Origin of the sequence: Kordiimonas aquimaris, from assembly GCF_025574485.1 — a bacterium.
GTDB classification, from domain to species: Bacteria; Pseudomonadota; Alphaproteobacteria; order Sphingomonadales; family Kordiimonadaceae; genus Kordiimonas; species Kordiimonas aquimaris.
Genome location: NZ_JAOBPO010000003.1, coordinates 333,550 through 347,495 on the forward strand (window position 1 = coordinate 333,550; position 13,946 = coordinate 347,495).

General features: G+C 46.0%; 15 protein-coding genes. 6 read left to right on the forward strand and 9 right to left on the reverse strand.

Features of this window, described 5'->3' with window-relative positions:
• Positions 1-12: 12 nt before the first annotated feature.
• The 5 genes from mltG to fabD all read right to left on the reverse strand — a co-directional run bounded on the left by mltG (position 13) and on the right by fabD (position 4,680).
• The gene (gene mltG, locus OEU88_RS11340; RefSeq protein ID WP_262695287.1) at positions 13-996 is read right to left on the reverse strand and encodes an endolytic transglycosylase MltG; all 984 of its coding nucleotides are present in this window, start codon (positions 994-996) and stop codon (positions 13-15) included.
• 71 nt (positions 997-1,067) lie between these two features.
• On the reverse strand, positions 1,068-2,336 hold the full coding sequence (gene fabF, locus OEU88_RS11345) for a beta-ketoacyl-ACP synthase II (RefSeq protein WP_262695288.1): 1,269 nt from the start codon (positions 2,334-2,336) through the stop codon (positions 1,068-1,070).
• Positions 2,337-2,542: 206 nt separating this feature from the next.
• Positions 2,543-2,776 (reverse strand): acyl carrier protein, encoded by a 234-nt coding sequence (locus OEU88_RS11350; protein ID WP_262695643.1) that lies wholly within the window; start codon positions 2,774-2,776, stop codon positions 2,543-2,545.
• 213 nt (positions 2,777-2,989) lie between these two features.
• Positions 2,990-3,727: a 3-oxoacyl-[acyl-carrier-protein] reductase gene (gene fabG, locus OEU88_RS11355; RefSeq protein ID WP_262695289.1), complete on the reverse strand. Its 738-nt coding sequence runs from the start codon at positions 3,725-3,727 to the stop codon at positions 2,990-2,992.
• A 14-nt stretch (positions 3,728-3,741) separates the two neighbouring features.
• Complete coding sequence (gene fabD, locus OEU88_RS11360; RefSeq protein ID WP_262695290.1) at positions 3,742-4,680, reverse strand: ACP S-malonyltransferase; 939 nt, start codon at positions 4,678-4,680, stop codon at positions 3,742-3,744.
• A 190-nt stretch (positions 4,681-4,870) separates the two neighbouring features.
• On the opposite strand from fabD, the gene OEU88_RS11365 reads away from it, so the two are divergent.
• Positions 4,871-5,302 (forward strand): DUF1489 domain-containing protein, encoded by a 432-nt coding sequence (locus OEU88_RS11365; protein ID WP_262695291.1) that lies wholly within the window; start codon positions 4,871-4,873, stop codon positions 5,300-5,302.
• A gap of 28 nt (positions 5,303-5,330) precedes the next feature.
• Here OEU88_RS11365 and leuD read toward each other — a convergent pair whose 3' ends face one another.
• Genes leuD through OEU88_RS11380 form a run of 3 tightly spaced genes read right to left on the reverse strand, consistent with a single transcriptional unit; the run spans position 5,331 to position 8,236 of the window.
• Positions 5,331-5,936, reverse strand: coding sequence for a 3-isopropylmalate dehydratase small subunit (gene leuD, locus OEU88_RS11370; RefSeq protein WP_262695292.1), 606 nt, complete (start codon positions 5,934-5,936; stop codon positions 5,331-5,333).
• 3 nt (positions 5,937-5,939) lie between these two features.
• Entirely contained in the window at positions 5,940-7,334 is a 1,395-nt protein-coding gene (leuC, locus tag OEU88_RS11375) for a 3-isopropylmalate dehydratase large subunit (protein WP_262695293.1), read from the reverse strand.
• Positions 7,334-8,236 (reverse strand): alpha/beta fold hydrolase, encoded by a 903-nt coding sequence (locus tag OEU88_RS11380; protein WP_262695294.1) that lies wholly within the window; start codon positions 8,234-8,236, stop codon positions 7,334-7,336. Before OEU88_RS11380 ends, leuC begins: the two co-directional genes overlap by 1 nt.
• A gap of 173 nt (positions 8,237-8,409) precedes the next feature.
• On the opposite strand from OEU88_RS11380, the gene OEU88_RS11385 reads away from it, so the two are divergent.
• From OEU88_RS11385 to OEU88_RS11405, 5 genes are all read left to right on the forward strand, one after another.
• Positions 8,410-10,344, forward strand: coding sequence for a beta-propeller fold lactonase family protein (locus tag OEU88_RS11385; protein ID WP_262695295.1), 1,935 nt, complete (start codon positions 8,410-8,412; stop codon positions 10,342-10,344).
• 233 nt (positions 10,345-10,577) lie between these two features.
• Positions 10,578-10,997: a 30S ribosomal protein S6 gene (gene rpsF / locus OEU88_RS11390; RefSeq protein ID WP_262695296.1), complete on the forward strand. Its 420-nt coding sequence runs from the start codon at positions 10,578-10,580 to the stop codon at positions 10,995-10,997.
• 5 nt (positions 10,998-11,002) lie between these two features.
• Positions 11,003-11,233 carry a 30S ribosomal protein S18 gene (gene rpsR, locus OEU88_RS11395; RefSeq protein WP_262695297.1) on the forward strand — a complete coding sequence of 77 codons (231 nt, stop codon included), beginning with the start codon at positions 11,003-11,005 and terminating at the stop codon, positions 11,231-11,233.
• A gap of 24 nt (positions 11,234-11,257) precedes the next feature.
• On the forward strand, positions 11,258-11,875 hold the full coding sequence (gene rplI / locus OEU88_RS11400; protein WP_262695298.1) for a 50S ribosomal protein L9: 618 nt from the start codon (positions 11,258-11,260) through the stop codon (positions 11,873-11,875).
• A 178-nt stretch (positions 11,876-12,053) separates the two neighbouring features.
• Positions 12,054-13,580 (forward strand): replicative DNA helicase, encoded by a 1,527-nt coding sequence (locus tag OEU88_RS11405; protein ID WP_262695299.1) that lies wholly within the window; start codon positions 12,054-12,056, stop codon positions 13,578-13,580.
• Between the two features lie 50 nt (positions 13,581-13,630).
• Here OEU88_RS11405 and OEU88_RS11410 read toward each other — a convergent pair whose 3' ends face one another.
• On the reverse strand, positions 13,631-13,906 hold the full coding sequence (locus OEU88_RS11410) for a hypothetical protein (protein WP_262695300.1): 276 nt from the start codon (positions 13,904-13,906) through the stop codon (positions 13,631-13,633).
• Between the last annotated feature and the right edge of the window lie 40 nt (positions 13,907-13,946).

Here is a 13,946-nt window from a genome sequence, read left to right on the forward strand (position 1 = left end):
TTTAACAACAATTCAATTATTGTTTTTTTCAATTTGCCGCCAGCGAGCAACGTTGCGATTATGCTCTTCAAGGGTCTCGGCGAAAGCATGCCCACCTGTACCGTCCGCAACAAAATACAAATAAGGTACATCAGCCGGATTTAAAACCGCAGTCAGTGACGCCAACCCCGGGTTTGATATAGCTGTAGGCGGCAAGCCATCACGCCTATATGTATTGTACGGTGTTTCACCTCTCAAGTCTGACCTACTTATTGGTCTGCCTAGAGGCATGCCCGCCGTAATACCGTATATTATTGTTGGGTCTGATTGCAGGCGCATACCTAGCCTCAGGCGATTTACAAATACGGCTGCAACCTTATCTCTCTCGGTTGATTGAGCTGTTTCCTTTTCAACGATTGAAGCCAATGTAATTGCTTCGCCTTGATCCATAAAAGGTAAATTCATCGCTCTATTTTTCCACAATGAATTAAAGGCTTGCTTCATCGCATCTTGCATCCGCCTGGTCAGTTCATTGGCCGAAACACCGCGCTCGTAAAAATAGGTTTCAGGTAACAAGCTACCTTCAACAGGCAATTCGAATCCGGTCATATCAACACCAAAACTTGAAGAAAGAATAGCTGCCACTTGCTTAACGGAACTACCCTCCGGAATCACTAGTCTGCGCTTATAGGTTTGCTGATCAGCAATTTTTTGCATTAATTCTCTAGGGCTTAGCCCTTTAAGTACTTCGTATTCGCCAGCGTAAATTTTATTCTGGAGCCCGCTTACATAAGCAATAAGTTTTAATTGCCAAGGGCTATCCACCACGCCAGCGAGGCTTGCGTAATCTGCAACAGTTGAAAGCGTGTCCCCTGCTTCAAGATAAATGAGAAATGTACTGGAATGGTCGCCTGGCTCGTTGGCTATTCGATTTACGTATCCATACGCGGTTATCAATGAGATCAGGCCTGAAACAATTAGAATAGCAGCAGTATGTGTTAGCCGAGCTTTATTCATGGCCATATTCTAACGAAAACGGCCATGAAGAGAAACTATCATTTGCAGGTAATTTATTATTTAGCGTGCCATTATTTAGAAAATTCTTGCATCACTAACGAAGCATTCGTACCGCCGAAACCAAATGAGTTTGATAGTGCGGCAGATACTTTGCGTTCCTGTGCTTCAAGCGCAACCAGATCAATGCCCTCGCAACCTTCGGCTCTGTCATGCAAGTTGAGCGTCGGTGGCACGACATTATTCTGTATTGCTTTAATACAGAATATTGCCTCGACAGCACCAGCTGCACCCAACAAATGCCCAATAGATGATTTCGTTGAAGACATCGCAACGTTGCCTGCATGGTCACCAACTAGGCGCTTCACTGCGCCAAACTCGATTGGATCACCCATAGGCGTGGATGTACCGTGCGCATTAATATAATCAATTGCATCTACATTTATGCCAGCCCGTTTAACTGCAGCCTGCATTGAACGGAAGCCGCCGTTGCCGTCTGGTGCTGGCGCAACTGTGTGGTAAGCATCGCCGGACATACCGTAGCCTGTAACTTCAGCGTATATTTTAGCACCACGTGCTTTAGCATGCTCAAGCTCCTCAAGTACCACAACACCAGCACCTTCACCCATAACAAAGCCATCATGGCCTTTGTCCCAAGGGCGTGAAGCCGTTGTAGGCGCATCGTTGTAACTTGTAGAAAGTGCCTTCGACTGACAGAAGCCTGAAAAACCAATCGCGCAAATAGACGCTTCGGTTCCACCGGCAACCATTACATCAGCATCATCAAGTGCAATAAGGCGTGCTGCATCACCGATGGCGTGCGCACCTGTCGAACAAGCCGTCACAGGTGCGTGATTCGGCCCTTTAAAACCATATTTGATAGAAACATTTCCAGACGCCAGATTAATGATTGAACCTGCAATAAAGTGTGGGCTAACACGGCGAATACCGCGTTCATGTAATGTGATTGATGTTTCCGCAATCCAGCGCAAACCACCAATACCTGAGCCAATCATAACACCTGTTCGCAAACATTCCTCATCACCTGGATCAACCCAGCCTGCGTCCTCTACAGCTTGCTGAGCCGCGGCCATTCCAAATAGAATAAAGTTATCAACACGGCGTTGATCTTTAGGGCTCATATATGCGTCAGGATTAAATGTACCGTCACTGCCATCGCCGAGTGGCACTTCACATGCGATTGTACAAGGGAATGTATCCGTATCGAAGAGTGTTATAGCCCCAGCCCCAGATTGCCCCTCAATCAGGCGGTTCCATGTTGTATCAACCGTATCTCCAAGTGGAGAAACCATACCCAATCCGGTTACAACGACTCTTCTCATCAATTTTTCCTCATTCTTTTATCGAAGCATTAGTCCAAAAAGCACGTCAGCTTGATAACATCAGACTACACTATAGTATCGTGAAAAAAACACATACAGGAAGCCAAATTATCAAAATATTTCAAGTAAAGCTTACCTGAAACAAAAAAGGGCAACAACCAAACATTACTGCTCGGTTATTGCCCTAATAGAAGTATAGTTCCAGCTTAAGAATTCGCGCTGATAAAATCGATCGCGTCTTTGACGGTCTGGATTTTCTCGGCGGCGTCATCTGGAATTTCAATTCCGAATTCTTCTTCAAACGCCATGACCAGCTCAACTGTATCAAGGCTGTCAGCGCCAAGATCATCAATAAAGCTCGCAGTGTCGGTTACTTTGTCTTCGTCCACACCTAAATGCTCGACTACGATTTTCTTCACCTTTTCGGCGATATCGCTCATTGCTTTTTCCTCGTTTTTAACACCGATAAACAGAAATTCTTCGGTTTGAAAAATCTCTAGCAGTACGGGACAACCAGTTCTAACGCTCTGATCTCGCCGCATCGACCGTGCTCGTAACACAGTTTAATCGCTTTGAGAAGCCCGCTTTGCTTTTTTAACATTTCCAATCACATGTTCAAAATACCGAGTTTTACCTCAAACCTTGAACAGGGCTTATACCATTAACATACCGCCATTAACATGCAAGGTTTGACCTGTCATATATTTGGCTTCATTGCTTGCTAAATACAAGGCGGCAGCCGCTATATCTTCAGGTGTACCTAATTCCCCGGAAGGGATACCGCTTGTTATTGCTGCCTTTTGATCATCATTCAAAGCATCTGTCATCGGCGTAGATATAAACCCGGGCGCAATACAGTTCACAGTAATACCGCGGCTCGCAACCTCTTGAGCAAATGACTTTGACATCCCTATCATACCTGCTTTGGAAGCAGCATAGTTAGCTTGTCCCGGGTTTCCTGTCACACCCACAACTGATGTTATGTTAATGATCCGCCCACTACGCGCCTTCATCATACCGCGAACGCAGCCTTTCATAAGACGAAAAGCACTTTCCAGATTCACTTGCAATACAGTGTCCCATTCGTCGTCTTTCATGCGCATAGCCAAGTTATCCTTGGTTACACCTGCATTGTTAACGAGCACGTCTATGCTACCCATTGCTTCAGCAGCTGCTTTTGCAAGTGCATCAACGCTTTCTCTATCCGAAAGATTAGCAGGCACTACATGTACACGCTCACCCAGTTCAGCCGCCAGCTCATTCAGCTTTTCTGCACGCGTACCTGATATAGCAACAGTGGCGCCCGCAGCATGAAGAGTGCGAGCAATTGTAGCACCAATGCCACCAGTTGCGCCTGTTATCAGTGCATTTTTTTCATTTAAATCAAACATCTTAAAGTACTTTCTTAAAGTGAAGAAACAAATGCTTCAATGTCAGCTGGTTCTTGTAAATTAACAGCCGTCAAACTCCGGTCAATACGCCGAGCAAGTCCAGACAGAACTTTACCAGCGCCCACCTCGACTAATGTGTCAATTCCGAGAGAGCTCATTGAACCTACACTCTCGCGCCAGCGCACAGAACCAGTCACTTGTTCCACGAGAAGATTAGCAATGCCTTCTGGTTCACTGATGGGAGCAGCTAGAACATTTGCTATTACAGGCACGACAGGCCGTTTGATGTCTACACCTGCAAGCGCAGCTTTCATTTCATCAGCAGCTGGCTTCATCAATGGACAATGAAAAGGTGCAGACACGGGCAATAACATACCGCGCTTGGCACCCTTTTCTTTAGCAAGCTCTATTGCGCGCTCCACCGCACCTTTGTGCCCTGAAATAACCACCTGCCCATCAGCATTATCATTTGCCGCAACAACTACCTCGCCGTCAGCAGCTTCAGTGCATACGGTACCCACATCTTCCAGCGACAAGCCAAGTATAGCGGCCATAGCCCCCTCACCTACGGGAACAGCGCGCTGCATCGCTTGCCCGCGAAGCTTTAGTAGCTTCGCAGTATCTGCAAGACTAAAGGCACCAGCAGCTGCCAGAGCAGAATATTCGCCCAAAGAATGCCCCGCTACATGACTGGTAAGCGATTCTACCATCAGTCCGCCAGCTTCAAGCGTTCGAATAACAGCCAAAGAAGTCGCCATCAATGCGGGTTGTGCATTTTCTGTCAGACGCAAATCATCCTCCGAGCCTTCCCACATAATTTTGGATAAATTCTGAGAAAGCGCATCATCTACTTCCTCAAAAACCAGCTTTGCTGCGGGTTCAGCATCAGCAAGGGACTTTCCCATGCCAACAAATTGACTACCTTGGCCAGGAAATACGAGTGCGCGGGTCATCTATGTCTCCATAAGTTTAGAGTTTCCTTTAGCCGGAATGACATACAGTACGCCTGAAAAGCAAGAGATTTGGTAAAAGCATTTTTAATCCATATGATGTTAGGAATATACTTCAATCAATTGATCTACTTAAATGCTTACGCGTATAGTGATTACATTACATCTAAACAAATGAGCTTCACCCTTCTCTATGACCCTTCACATACTAAAAGTAGCTGCTGGCACATCGTCCGTCGAAGAACTAGAGCGTGTTGTTGCGCGTTATAGCTTTGAAGACCCCGAGCTTGGCCATGTAATGGCGATGTCCTCACGCAATACACCTCAGCGCCGTGATGAGCTACTGGACGGCGGCTCGGTATTCTGGATCATCAAGCGCCAAGTTGTCGCAAGGGCATCTCTCGTAGATATTCGGAGCGAAGAACGGCTTGATGGGCGTAAAGGTTGCCAGATGTGCATCATACCCAAGGTTATACGAACTGTTCCACAGGCTAAAAATGGTTTCCAGGGTTGGCGGTACTTTCAACCGGAAAATGCGCCAGCTGATCTTATCACAGGCGATAGCGAGGCGGGTACCGGATCGCCTGAGTTAGCGGCTGAATTACAAACGTTAGGCTTGTTGTAAGCATTGCTCTGTCGACTTGGCGACATGGTTACTTATTAACATTAACCTTTATTTTCCCATGGTGCACTTGTTCAAAAGCCTGAATCTGGTCAGAGAGTTTAAGTGTATCCAGCGTTTCATCCTGTCCTAACAACAAGGCTTGTCGTGTTGCGGGATCCATTTCAAACACGAAGTCCTGAGCATCAGCGCGAATAATCTGATGTTCTACATCAATTTCAAACACTGCCTTTTCTGCTTCGGCAGCTACCACGAATAAGCTATTTCGAACACTTTCATCAACAATCGGAAGAACAAGGCCATTTTTACGTGCATTGTCATAAAAAATACCGCCAAAGTCGGTACCTATTATCGCCTTTATGCCCAACTGCATTAGGCCCCAAACTGCATGTTCACGGCTTGAGCCACAACCAAAATTGTTCCCCACAACCAAAATTGATGCGTCTTGCCACTGCAACTGATTCAAAATGAATTCAGGTCTGGTTTTACCATCTTCATCAAACCGCAAATCAGCAAAGGCACCATCCGCAAGGCCTTTACGCGTAATGGTTTTCAAAAAACGCTTGGGCATAATAACATCGGTGTCGACATTTGGTTGAGTTAACGCTGCGGCAATTCCTGATACTTTATTCACCACGCTCTATTCTTCCATTTCACTATAATGACGCACATCAGCCAGTTTTCCAGCTATTGCAGATGCTGCAACCATGGCCGGGCTCATGAGATGCGTGCGTGCGCCCCTACCTTGTCGTCCTTCGAAGTTACGGTTGGTGGAAGATGCGACACGCTCGCCGTCCAATGCCACATCATCGTTCATCGCAAGGCACATGGAACATCCGCTTTCCGGTCGCCATTCAAAACCTGCTTCAATAAAAATTTGGTCCAGCCCTTCCGCTTCAGCCTGAACACGCGTAGCGCTAGAGCCTGGCACAATGATCGCCAACACATTTTTTGCAACATTACGCCCGCGTAAAAGCTTGGCAGCACTGCGCAAGTCCTCGATACGACTATTTGTACATGATCCAATAAAGGCACAGTCTATCTTAACCTCAGAAAGGCTTTGTCCTTCTTGCAGGCCCATGTAATTGAGTGCTCGCTTTAAGGCCGTTTTTGCAGCTGGTGTCGCCATATCGCGCTCAGTTGGTATGGCAGCACTTACCGGCAGTGATTGATCAGGACTGGTTCCCCAACTAACCAACGGCTCAATATCCGCACCGTCAATGATAACTTCACGTGCAAACACAGCACCTTCATCAGATTGCCATCCATTCACGTCAAACTCAAATTGGCCACTATGCGGTTTGTTCAAGCATGCTTGTGCTGTCACCTCGTCCGCTGCGATTAAAGCTGCACGGGCACCCAACTCTACCGCCATGTTGCATATAGTCATGCGGCCCGCCATATCTTGAGAACGTATGGACGAGCCTGCAAATTCAACTGCAAACCCGTTGGCAGCTCCCGCACCAACAGTTCGAATAACATGCATAATAATATCTTTAGCCGTTACCCCCGGCGCTGTTGGGCCATCAATTTGAACCAACATTGATTGCAATCGCTTATAGCGCAATGTTTGCGAAGCAAGTAAATGCTCAACCTCAGAAGTGCCAATACCGAAACCTAACGCGCCGTATGCACCGTATGTAGTTGTGTGGCTATCGCCGCAAGCAATAAGCATACCTGGCACGACTAACCCCTGTTCAGGTACAACAACATGCTCAATACCCTGTCTCGGGTCACCAAGAGTATAAAGAGCAATTTCATGCTCACTGCAGTTTTTCTCAAGATTGCTGATTAAAAGCTTTGACGCTTCATCAGGCCCTTCGCGGCGACGCGTACCGTTCACATGATCAACGACTGCCAAATGTGCCTCAGGGCGCCAAACAGGCACACCTTTTGTACTCAATCCTGAAAAAGCCTGAGGACTAGTATACTCATTCATGATGTGAAAGTCGACGTAAACGAGAATATCCCCGCCGGGCAAGTCACAAACTTTATGTGTATCTACCAATTTATCATAAAGGGTTTTAGCCGACATTATGACGCCTCATTCATTCTATTTTCATGTAAACGGAAAAACTGACCAAATCGCTTAATGATCACATCAGGTATTTCTTCAGCCATATAATGGCCTGAGTTAATGGCTTCGCCAACAACGTTATCTGCCCTGGCTTGCCACAAAGTCATTGCGTCAAAACATTTTTCTATCACGCCTGTCTTTCCCCATAGCACTTGAATTGGCATATCCAGTTTGTTGTCACCGTCCGCATCGTCATGAACAATATCTATTGTTTTGGCCGCACGATAATCTTCACATGTTGCATGAATAACCGCTGGGTCCCTAAATGCTGCTAGATATTCTTCCAAAGCTTCAGGTTGAAACGGATTGTAACCCGCTTGATTAAAACACTTTGTTTTCCAATAATTATCAGGGTCAGCACCAATTAACGTTTCAGGCAAAGGTACGTCCTGAATAAGCATGAACCAATGCCAATAAGCTTTCGCAAATTCTGCTGTTGTGCCTACGTACATCTCCCGTGTTGGTGCAATATCCAGTAATACCATCGCAGCAACATTATCTGGATGGTCCATACCCATACGATGCGCCACACGCGCGCCCCGATCATGCGCGCCAACAAAAAAACGCTGATGCCCAAAAGCACCCATCAACTTGACCATATCATTGGCCATAGTCCGCTTGGAATAAGGTGAATGATCACTTGTTGAAACGGGCTTATCAGAGCGTCCACAACCCCGAAGGTCTGGACAAATAACCTGGTATTCTTCGGCAAGAGCTGGGGCCACTAAGTGCCACATCGCAGATGTTTGAGGGTATCCGTGTAAAAGTAAAAGCGGTAATGCACCTTTAGGTCCAGCACTGCGTACAAAAATCTGCACGCCGTCAACATCAACTATTTGTTCATCAAATCCGGCAAACACAAGCCCTACTCCTCGCAGTACTTTTATCTCAAAATTTTGTTTGCGCGAACTTTTTATGCACTTCACTGCCAAAAGCTTCAAACTTCTTGGTTGTTTAGCTGATGCTTATCGTCGAGAAATAATTATGTTATATTATATTACTTATATCGAAAACCTATGTGGGGATGGTTACGATGGTGGATAAAAATGACGAGCGGGTGTCTATGCAACATTACACTAGATACTTGAAAACCAGATTACGCTGCGCCCTCCTTTGGCTTCACGTAATACCTTTGGCTTTTGCTTTAGTCATAACATTGATAAACGCTGTGCACGTTAATGCGGCAAAGGATGTTAATTACACATCCTTACTTTCTTTAATTTCATCACCTCTTCCTGAATACGGGCTTGTCATTTCCCCAAATGGCAATACCGCTGTTTTCACCAGAATGTCAGGGGCATGGGGAAGTAAAAACAATCAATCAACCTTGTATGTGACGCACAAAGTTCTGAGTGAATGGACTACACCAGAACCATTATTCGGCAAAGTGTTCCAAACCTCTGACGCATTTTTTTCACCAGACGGCCGAACATTATTTTTTACGTCTAACCAAGGTCTGAGCGGCACCGCGAAAACAGATGACGATATCTGGCAGGTTAGTTATCAAAACGGATCATTCATCGATCCTAAACCCTTAAGAGGAATCAATTCTGATACCGTTGAATCAAGTCCGGTTGTCACGGCCAATGGTAACATTTATTTTTCCAGCAGACGTTCAGGCGGCATGGGCGCAGGAGACATCTGGATATCTCGCTTCGCAAATGGAACATATCAGCCACCTCAAAACCTTGGCGCACCCGTTAATATGACAACTAGTGAATGGAATCTGTTTGTCGATAAGGACGAGCAATACCTTATTGTTGAAGCCTCCGGGCGTAAAGGTGCGAAATCGGCAAGCGGTGACCTGTATTTATATAAGAAGAATGCTGGCAATTGGGGTGATGCGACACCCCTATCCCACATAAATACGACAGGCAGTGACCTGATGCCGCGCATCACTAACGATGAACAAGGTTTCTTTTATACTAGTTCAGGGTCTTCATCATCAAGGGACACAGAAATATACTACAAAAGCGCCTCGGATTTTCTCTTCCAAACTACTGAAGCCTTGAAGCGCGTCCTTGTCGTAGTGAGCCGATCAAATCATGAAATTGTGGCCCTTGATCCATACACACTAGAGGTTGTCGCAAGATACCCAACGGGTAAGGGTCCGCATGAAGTTGCCACTAGTAGTAATGGCAAGATAATATATACGCCGGCTTACGGCGTGTATCCAAAACCACACATAGAACCGATACTACCATCACAGATGCAGTTTACTTCAGAAGCATCTGAAACACTGAACCGGATATCTTTGGCATCTGACAACCCTCAAAATAGCGAATTTCCAATTTGTCAGCGTAGTCACGGCATAGTCCTCAGCCCAGACGAACATCTGTGGGTGACATGTCAGAACGAATCCCGTGTCATGGAACTAAACGAGAAAACGGGCGCACTTATTAAAAATTGGCCGCTCGGTGTGCCAGGAAGTCATATTTTGGTCGCGACACCTGACAACAACTATATAATAACAAGCAATGTCAGTGCTGGATCTATTTCGATTTTGAATCGCCTATCAGGTACCGTCAAAACCGTGCAAACTGGTGCTGGCGCAGAAGGTCTGGCACTAGAACCAAACAGTGAGAATGTTTGGGTTGGCAACACACAGGAAAACACCATTTCTGTCGTGAGAGTCGATAATGGCACGATTATCAATGAATTTCCTAGCCATGGACGCTTCCCTGTCAAAATGACAGTTACCGAAGGTGCCTCAGAAGTCTGGGTGGTAAATACATTCTCAAGAGGGATTTCAATCCTTGACCTTGGTAGCGGCGACTTGAAAGATAAGATCAGCTTTAACTCGCCGCCTCTAGGCATTCATTCATCATCGGACGGTGAGACTATATATGTAACTTTTCCAAGGCTAAATGAAGTCCGTGCTTTCAATCGGAGAACACGAAAAGAAATGGCTCGCACAGACCAAGTTATGGAAGGCGATGGAATGGCATGGGCAATTATTCCTCATTGAGATTTTAACCTCGAAATTCATATTAGCCAGCTTCCTTAGTAACCACACTGAAATTGTTCGGAGTATTCTATACTCTAACCAATAGTTTCCCTTGCATTTCCTATATCTCGCAGCTATGAAAGCGGCTTCTTTAGCAATGGTGATTCGAAGATGAACCTTGCAAAGGATTTTGAAGCGAGCTGGAGGCCCCTGCTCATGGTGACTGGGGAGCGATCAGCACATAGGAGTAAAGCATGGCTTTATATGAGCATGTTTTCATTGCGCGCCAGGATATTAGCGCGACGCAAGTGGAAAGCATTACAGCCGATTTCTCGAAAGTTATCGAGGAAAATGGTGGCAAAGTTGCCAAAAATGAATACTGGGGCCTAAAAAGCCTCGCATACCGCATCAAGAAAAACCGCAAAGGTCATTATGTTCTTTTGAACCTAGATGCTCCGCATGCGGCTGTTGCGGAAATGGAACGCCAGGCGCGCCTTAACGAAGACATTCTTCGTTACATGACTATACGCGTTGATGAGCTTGAGGAAGGCCAATCGGTTGTTCTTCGCTCTAAAGGCGACAAAGATCACCGTCGTGGCCCAAGAGGCGACAATCGTGGTGATCGTGACAATAACCGCGGCGATCGGGGTGATCGCGGCGACAGAAGGGATTAAGAGCAATGGCTGCACGTCGTCCATTTTTCCGTCGTCGTAAAACATGCCCGTTTTCCGGCGAAAATGCACAGACCATCGATTATAAAGATGTGAAGTTGCTAACTAAATATATTTCAGAGCGTGGTAAAATCGTTCCGAGCCGTATCACTGCCGTTTCTGGTAAGAAACAGCGTGAGCTTGCAAAAGCTATCAAGCGTGCTCGTAACATTGCGCTTCTGCCATTCATCGTACAATAACCGCTCAAAGGAAGGAGACATATTATGCAAGTCATCCTCTTGGAACGAGTAGCTAGACTCGGTCAGATGGGCGATGTTGTTACCGTTAAAGACGGTTTCGCTCGTAACTTCTTGCTGCCAATGAAGAAAGCTCTTCGCGCAACAGAAAGTAACAAGGCTGCTTTTGAAGCAGACCGTGCTGTTCTTGAAGCAGAAAACCTGAAACGCAAGTCAGAAGCTGAAAAAGTAGCCGCTGAACTTGTTGCCGTTAAAGTTGCCATGATCCGTGCTGCGGGTGAAAGTGGTCAGCTTTATGGTTCAGTAACAAGCCGCGATATTGCTGAAGCAGTATCTGAAGCAGGTGTTAAAATTGCACGCAGTCAAGTTGTACTTGATCGTGCGATCAAAACTCTGGGTTTGCACGGCGTTGTCGTTCAATTGCATCCGGAAGTTTCTGAAACAGTTGTTGTAAACATCGCACGCAGTGCTGATGAAGCTGCAACACAGTTTGAGACTGGCTCTGCCGTCATGTCCTCATTTGATGAGGAACAAATTGCTGCTGAGAACGAATTCGTTGAAGAAGTTCCTGAAGACGTTCTTGAAGAAATAACGGAAGATCAGGACGAAGCTTCTACAGAAGAAGAAAAAACTGAAGAGGCTTAAGCTTCTTTTGACCTTTCGAAAAAGGCGGCTTTCAAGCCGCCTTTTTTATTGCCAAATTATTTTATCCCCGTAGTTATCCACCTGTGGATAAAATACTGTGCATAATAGACTCTTATTGCTTGTAGCATAATATGATCAAGCGCATCATGCCCCGGATATTCAGATTCGAGGTTATAGCGTGGAAAATATACAAGTCTCAGATGCAGCCAACGATTCAGGTGATCAGCTTAATTACCGGCAGCCCCCTCATAACCTTGAAGCTGAGCAAGCTATTTTAGGTGCCATTCTCGTCAACAATGAAGCAGCTCAAAAGGTACAGGGGTTCCTGTTACCTGAACATTTCTACGAACCAGTTCATGGGCGCATTTACGAGTCTGTTCTAAAACTAATGGACAAGAATCAGATTGCTGACCCTGTTAAACTGAAGCCATATTTCGAGAGCGATGAAGCGCTTGTAGATGTTGGTGGTGCTCAGTATCTAGTCAGGCTTGCTGCCAGTGCGGCAACAATTATCAATACTGAAGATTATGGTCGTACGATCTATGATTTGGCCACGCGGCGTTCACTGATTCAAATCGGCGAAGAAATGGTAAACGACGCCTACGATGCGCCAATAGACATTGAAGCCAGTGAACAGATTGCGGATGCTGAGAAACAATTGTTTGATCTGGCAGAACTTGGTCAGGCAGATTCTGGTGCACAAACGTTTTCACGTGCCCTGAAAACCGCTGTTGAAAGTATTGAGAGCGCATATAAAGACCCTGACAGTTTATCCGGTGTTACCACTGGCCTTACAAAACTGAACGAACAGATAGGCGGTCTTCATAAGTCTGACCTCATGATCCTGGCTGGGCGCCCTGCGATGGGTAAAACAGCGCTTGCAACCAATATCGCATTCAATGCCGCCAAGCGTTGGGCAGATGACATTGTCGCTGGCGTGGACATGGAACGTTCAAAAGGTTCGGTAGTTTGCTTCTTCAGTCTAGAGATGTCCGCCGATCAGTTAGCAGCACGGATACTTTCCGACCGGGCTAACCTGCATTATCAGGGTGCAGACCCTATTCAGTCGCACGCTATGCGTCAGGGAAAGTTATCAGAAGATCAGTTTCAAGCCATCGCACGCGCTGCTATTGAAATGGAAGATGTTCCCCTCTTTATTGATGATACACCTGCTCTATCGATTGCAGGCCTTCGCACGCGAGCAAGACGTTTGAAGCGACAACACAAGCTTGGTTTAGTTGTCGTAGATTATCTTCAATTGCTGCGCGGCAGTGCAAAAGGCGGAAACGAAAATCGTGTCCAAGAAATTTCGGAAATTACACGGGGACTCAAAGGCTTAGCTAAAGAACTTCATGTTCCAGTTCTAGCTCTGTCACAGTTGAGTCGGCAAGTGGAACAGCGTGAAAACAAGCGGCCTATGCTGTCTGATCTTCGAGAGTCCGGCTCTATTGAGCAAGACGCAGATATGGTTATGTTTGTATTCCGTGAAGAATATTACAAGGAAAAAGACGAGCCATCCATGTCAGAGGCAGACAAGCATGCCCTTTGGCAAGCGGAGATGGCAGAGCTATACGGCAAAGCCGAGGTTATCATTGGCAAACAGCGTCACGGCCCCGTAGGTACCGTGAGACTAGGCTTCAAGAAAGAAGTAACACGTTTCACTGATCTGATTGATGAAGACCATTTGCCAGATCAACATTTCTAATCAGCTACCCATAAATGGGTTTATTAAAACCGAACTGATAATCGCTGAAATCAACACTGAATTCGTGTTTGTGAGCCATCTTCGCGTGTTATCGTAATGTCATCATCACCGCGGCCACACTTGATTGTGCCATCTTTTGTATGAACAACTGTGCGACCATCGTCTGATGAAATAACAACAGATTCGTCATCAATATCTATATCAACGGCAATACGCATGCCGTCACGATCATAATTACGGCCATTATTATCAGACATCAGGCTGCCGATAACCATCATGACGGCAATCCCACCAATGGCCGCACCAAAAATCATATTACGTGTCATATCATTCTCCCCGCGTGTTTATTTTAACACTTATGTATTT

What these genes read in the sequence shown, in the direction of transcription:
- mltG (WP_262695287.1), bottom strand. Translation starts at nt 996, where the DNA reads ATGAATAAAGCTCGGCTAACACATACTGCTGCTATTCTAATTGTTTCA.
- fabF (WP_262695288.1), bottom strand. Translation starts at nt 2,336, where the DNA reads ATGAGAAGAGTCGTTGTAACCGGATTGGGTATGGTTTCTCCACTTGGA.
- OEU88_RS11350 (WP_262695643.1), bottom strand. Translation starts at nt 2,776, where the DNA reads ATGAGCGATATCGCCGAAAAGGTGAAGAAAATCGTAGTCGAGCATTTA.
- fabG (WP_262695289.1), bottom strand. Translation starts at nt 3,727, where the DNA reads ATGTTTGATTTAAATGAAAAAAATGCACTGATAACAGGCGCAACTGGT.
- fabD (WP_262695290.1), bottom strand. Translation starts at nt 4,680, where the DNA reads ATGACCCGCGCACTCGTATTTCCTGGCCAAGGTAGTCAATTTGTTGGC.
- OEU88_RS11365 (WP_262695291.1), top strand. Translation starts at nt 4,871, where the DNA reads ATGACCCTTCACATACTAAAAGTAGCTGCTGGCACATCGTCCGTCGAA.
- leuC (WP_262695293.1), bottom strand. Translation starts at nt 7,334, where the DNA reads ATGTCGGCTAAAACCCTTTATGATAAATTGGTAGATACACATAAAGTT.
- OEU88_RS11385 (WP_262695295.1), top strand. Translation starts at nt 8,410, where the DNA reads ATGGTGGATAAAAATGACGAGCGGGTGTCTATGCAACATTACACTAGA.
- rpsF (WP_262695296.1), top strand. Translation starts at nt 10,578, where the DNA reads ATGGCTTTATATGAGCATGTTTTCATTGCGCGCCAGGATATTAGCGCG.
- rpsR (WP_262695297.1), top strand. Translation starts at nt 11,003, where the DNA reads ATGGCTGCACGTCGTCCATTTTTCCGTCGTCGTAAAACATGCCCGTTT.
- rplI (WP_262695298.1), top strand. Translation starts at nt 11,258, where the DNA reads ATGCAAGTCATCCTCTTGGAACGAGTAGCTAGACTCGGTCAGATGGGC.
- OEU88_RS11410 (WP_262695300.1), bottom strand. Translation starts at nt 13,906, where the DNA reads ATGACACGTAATATGATTTTTGGTGCGGCCATTGGTGGGATTGCCGTC.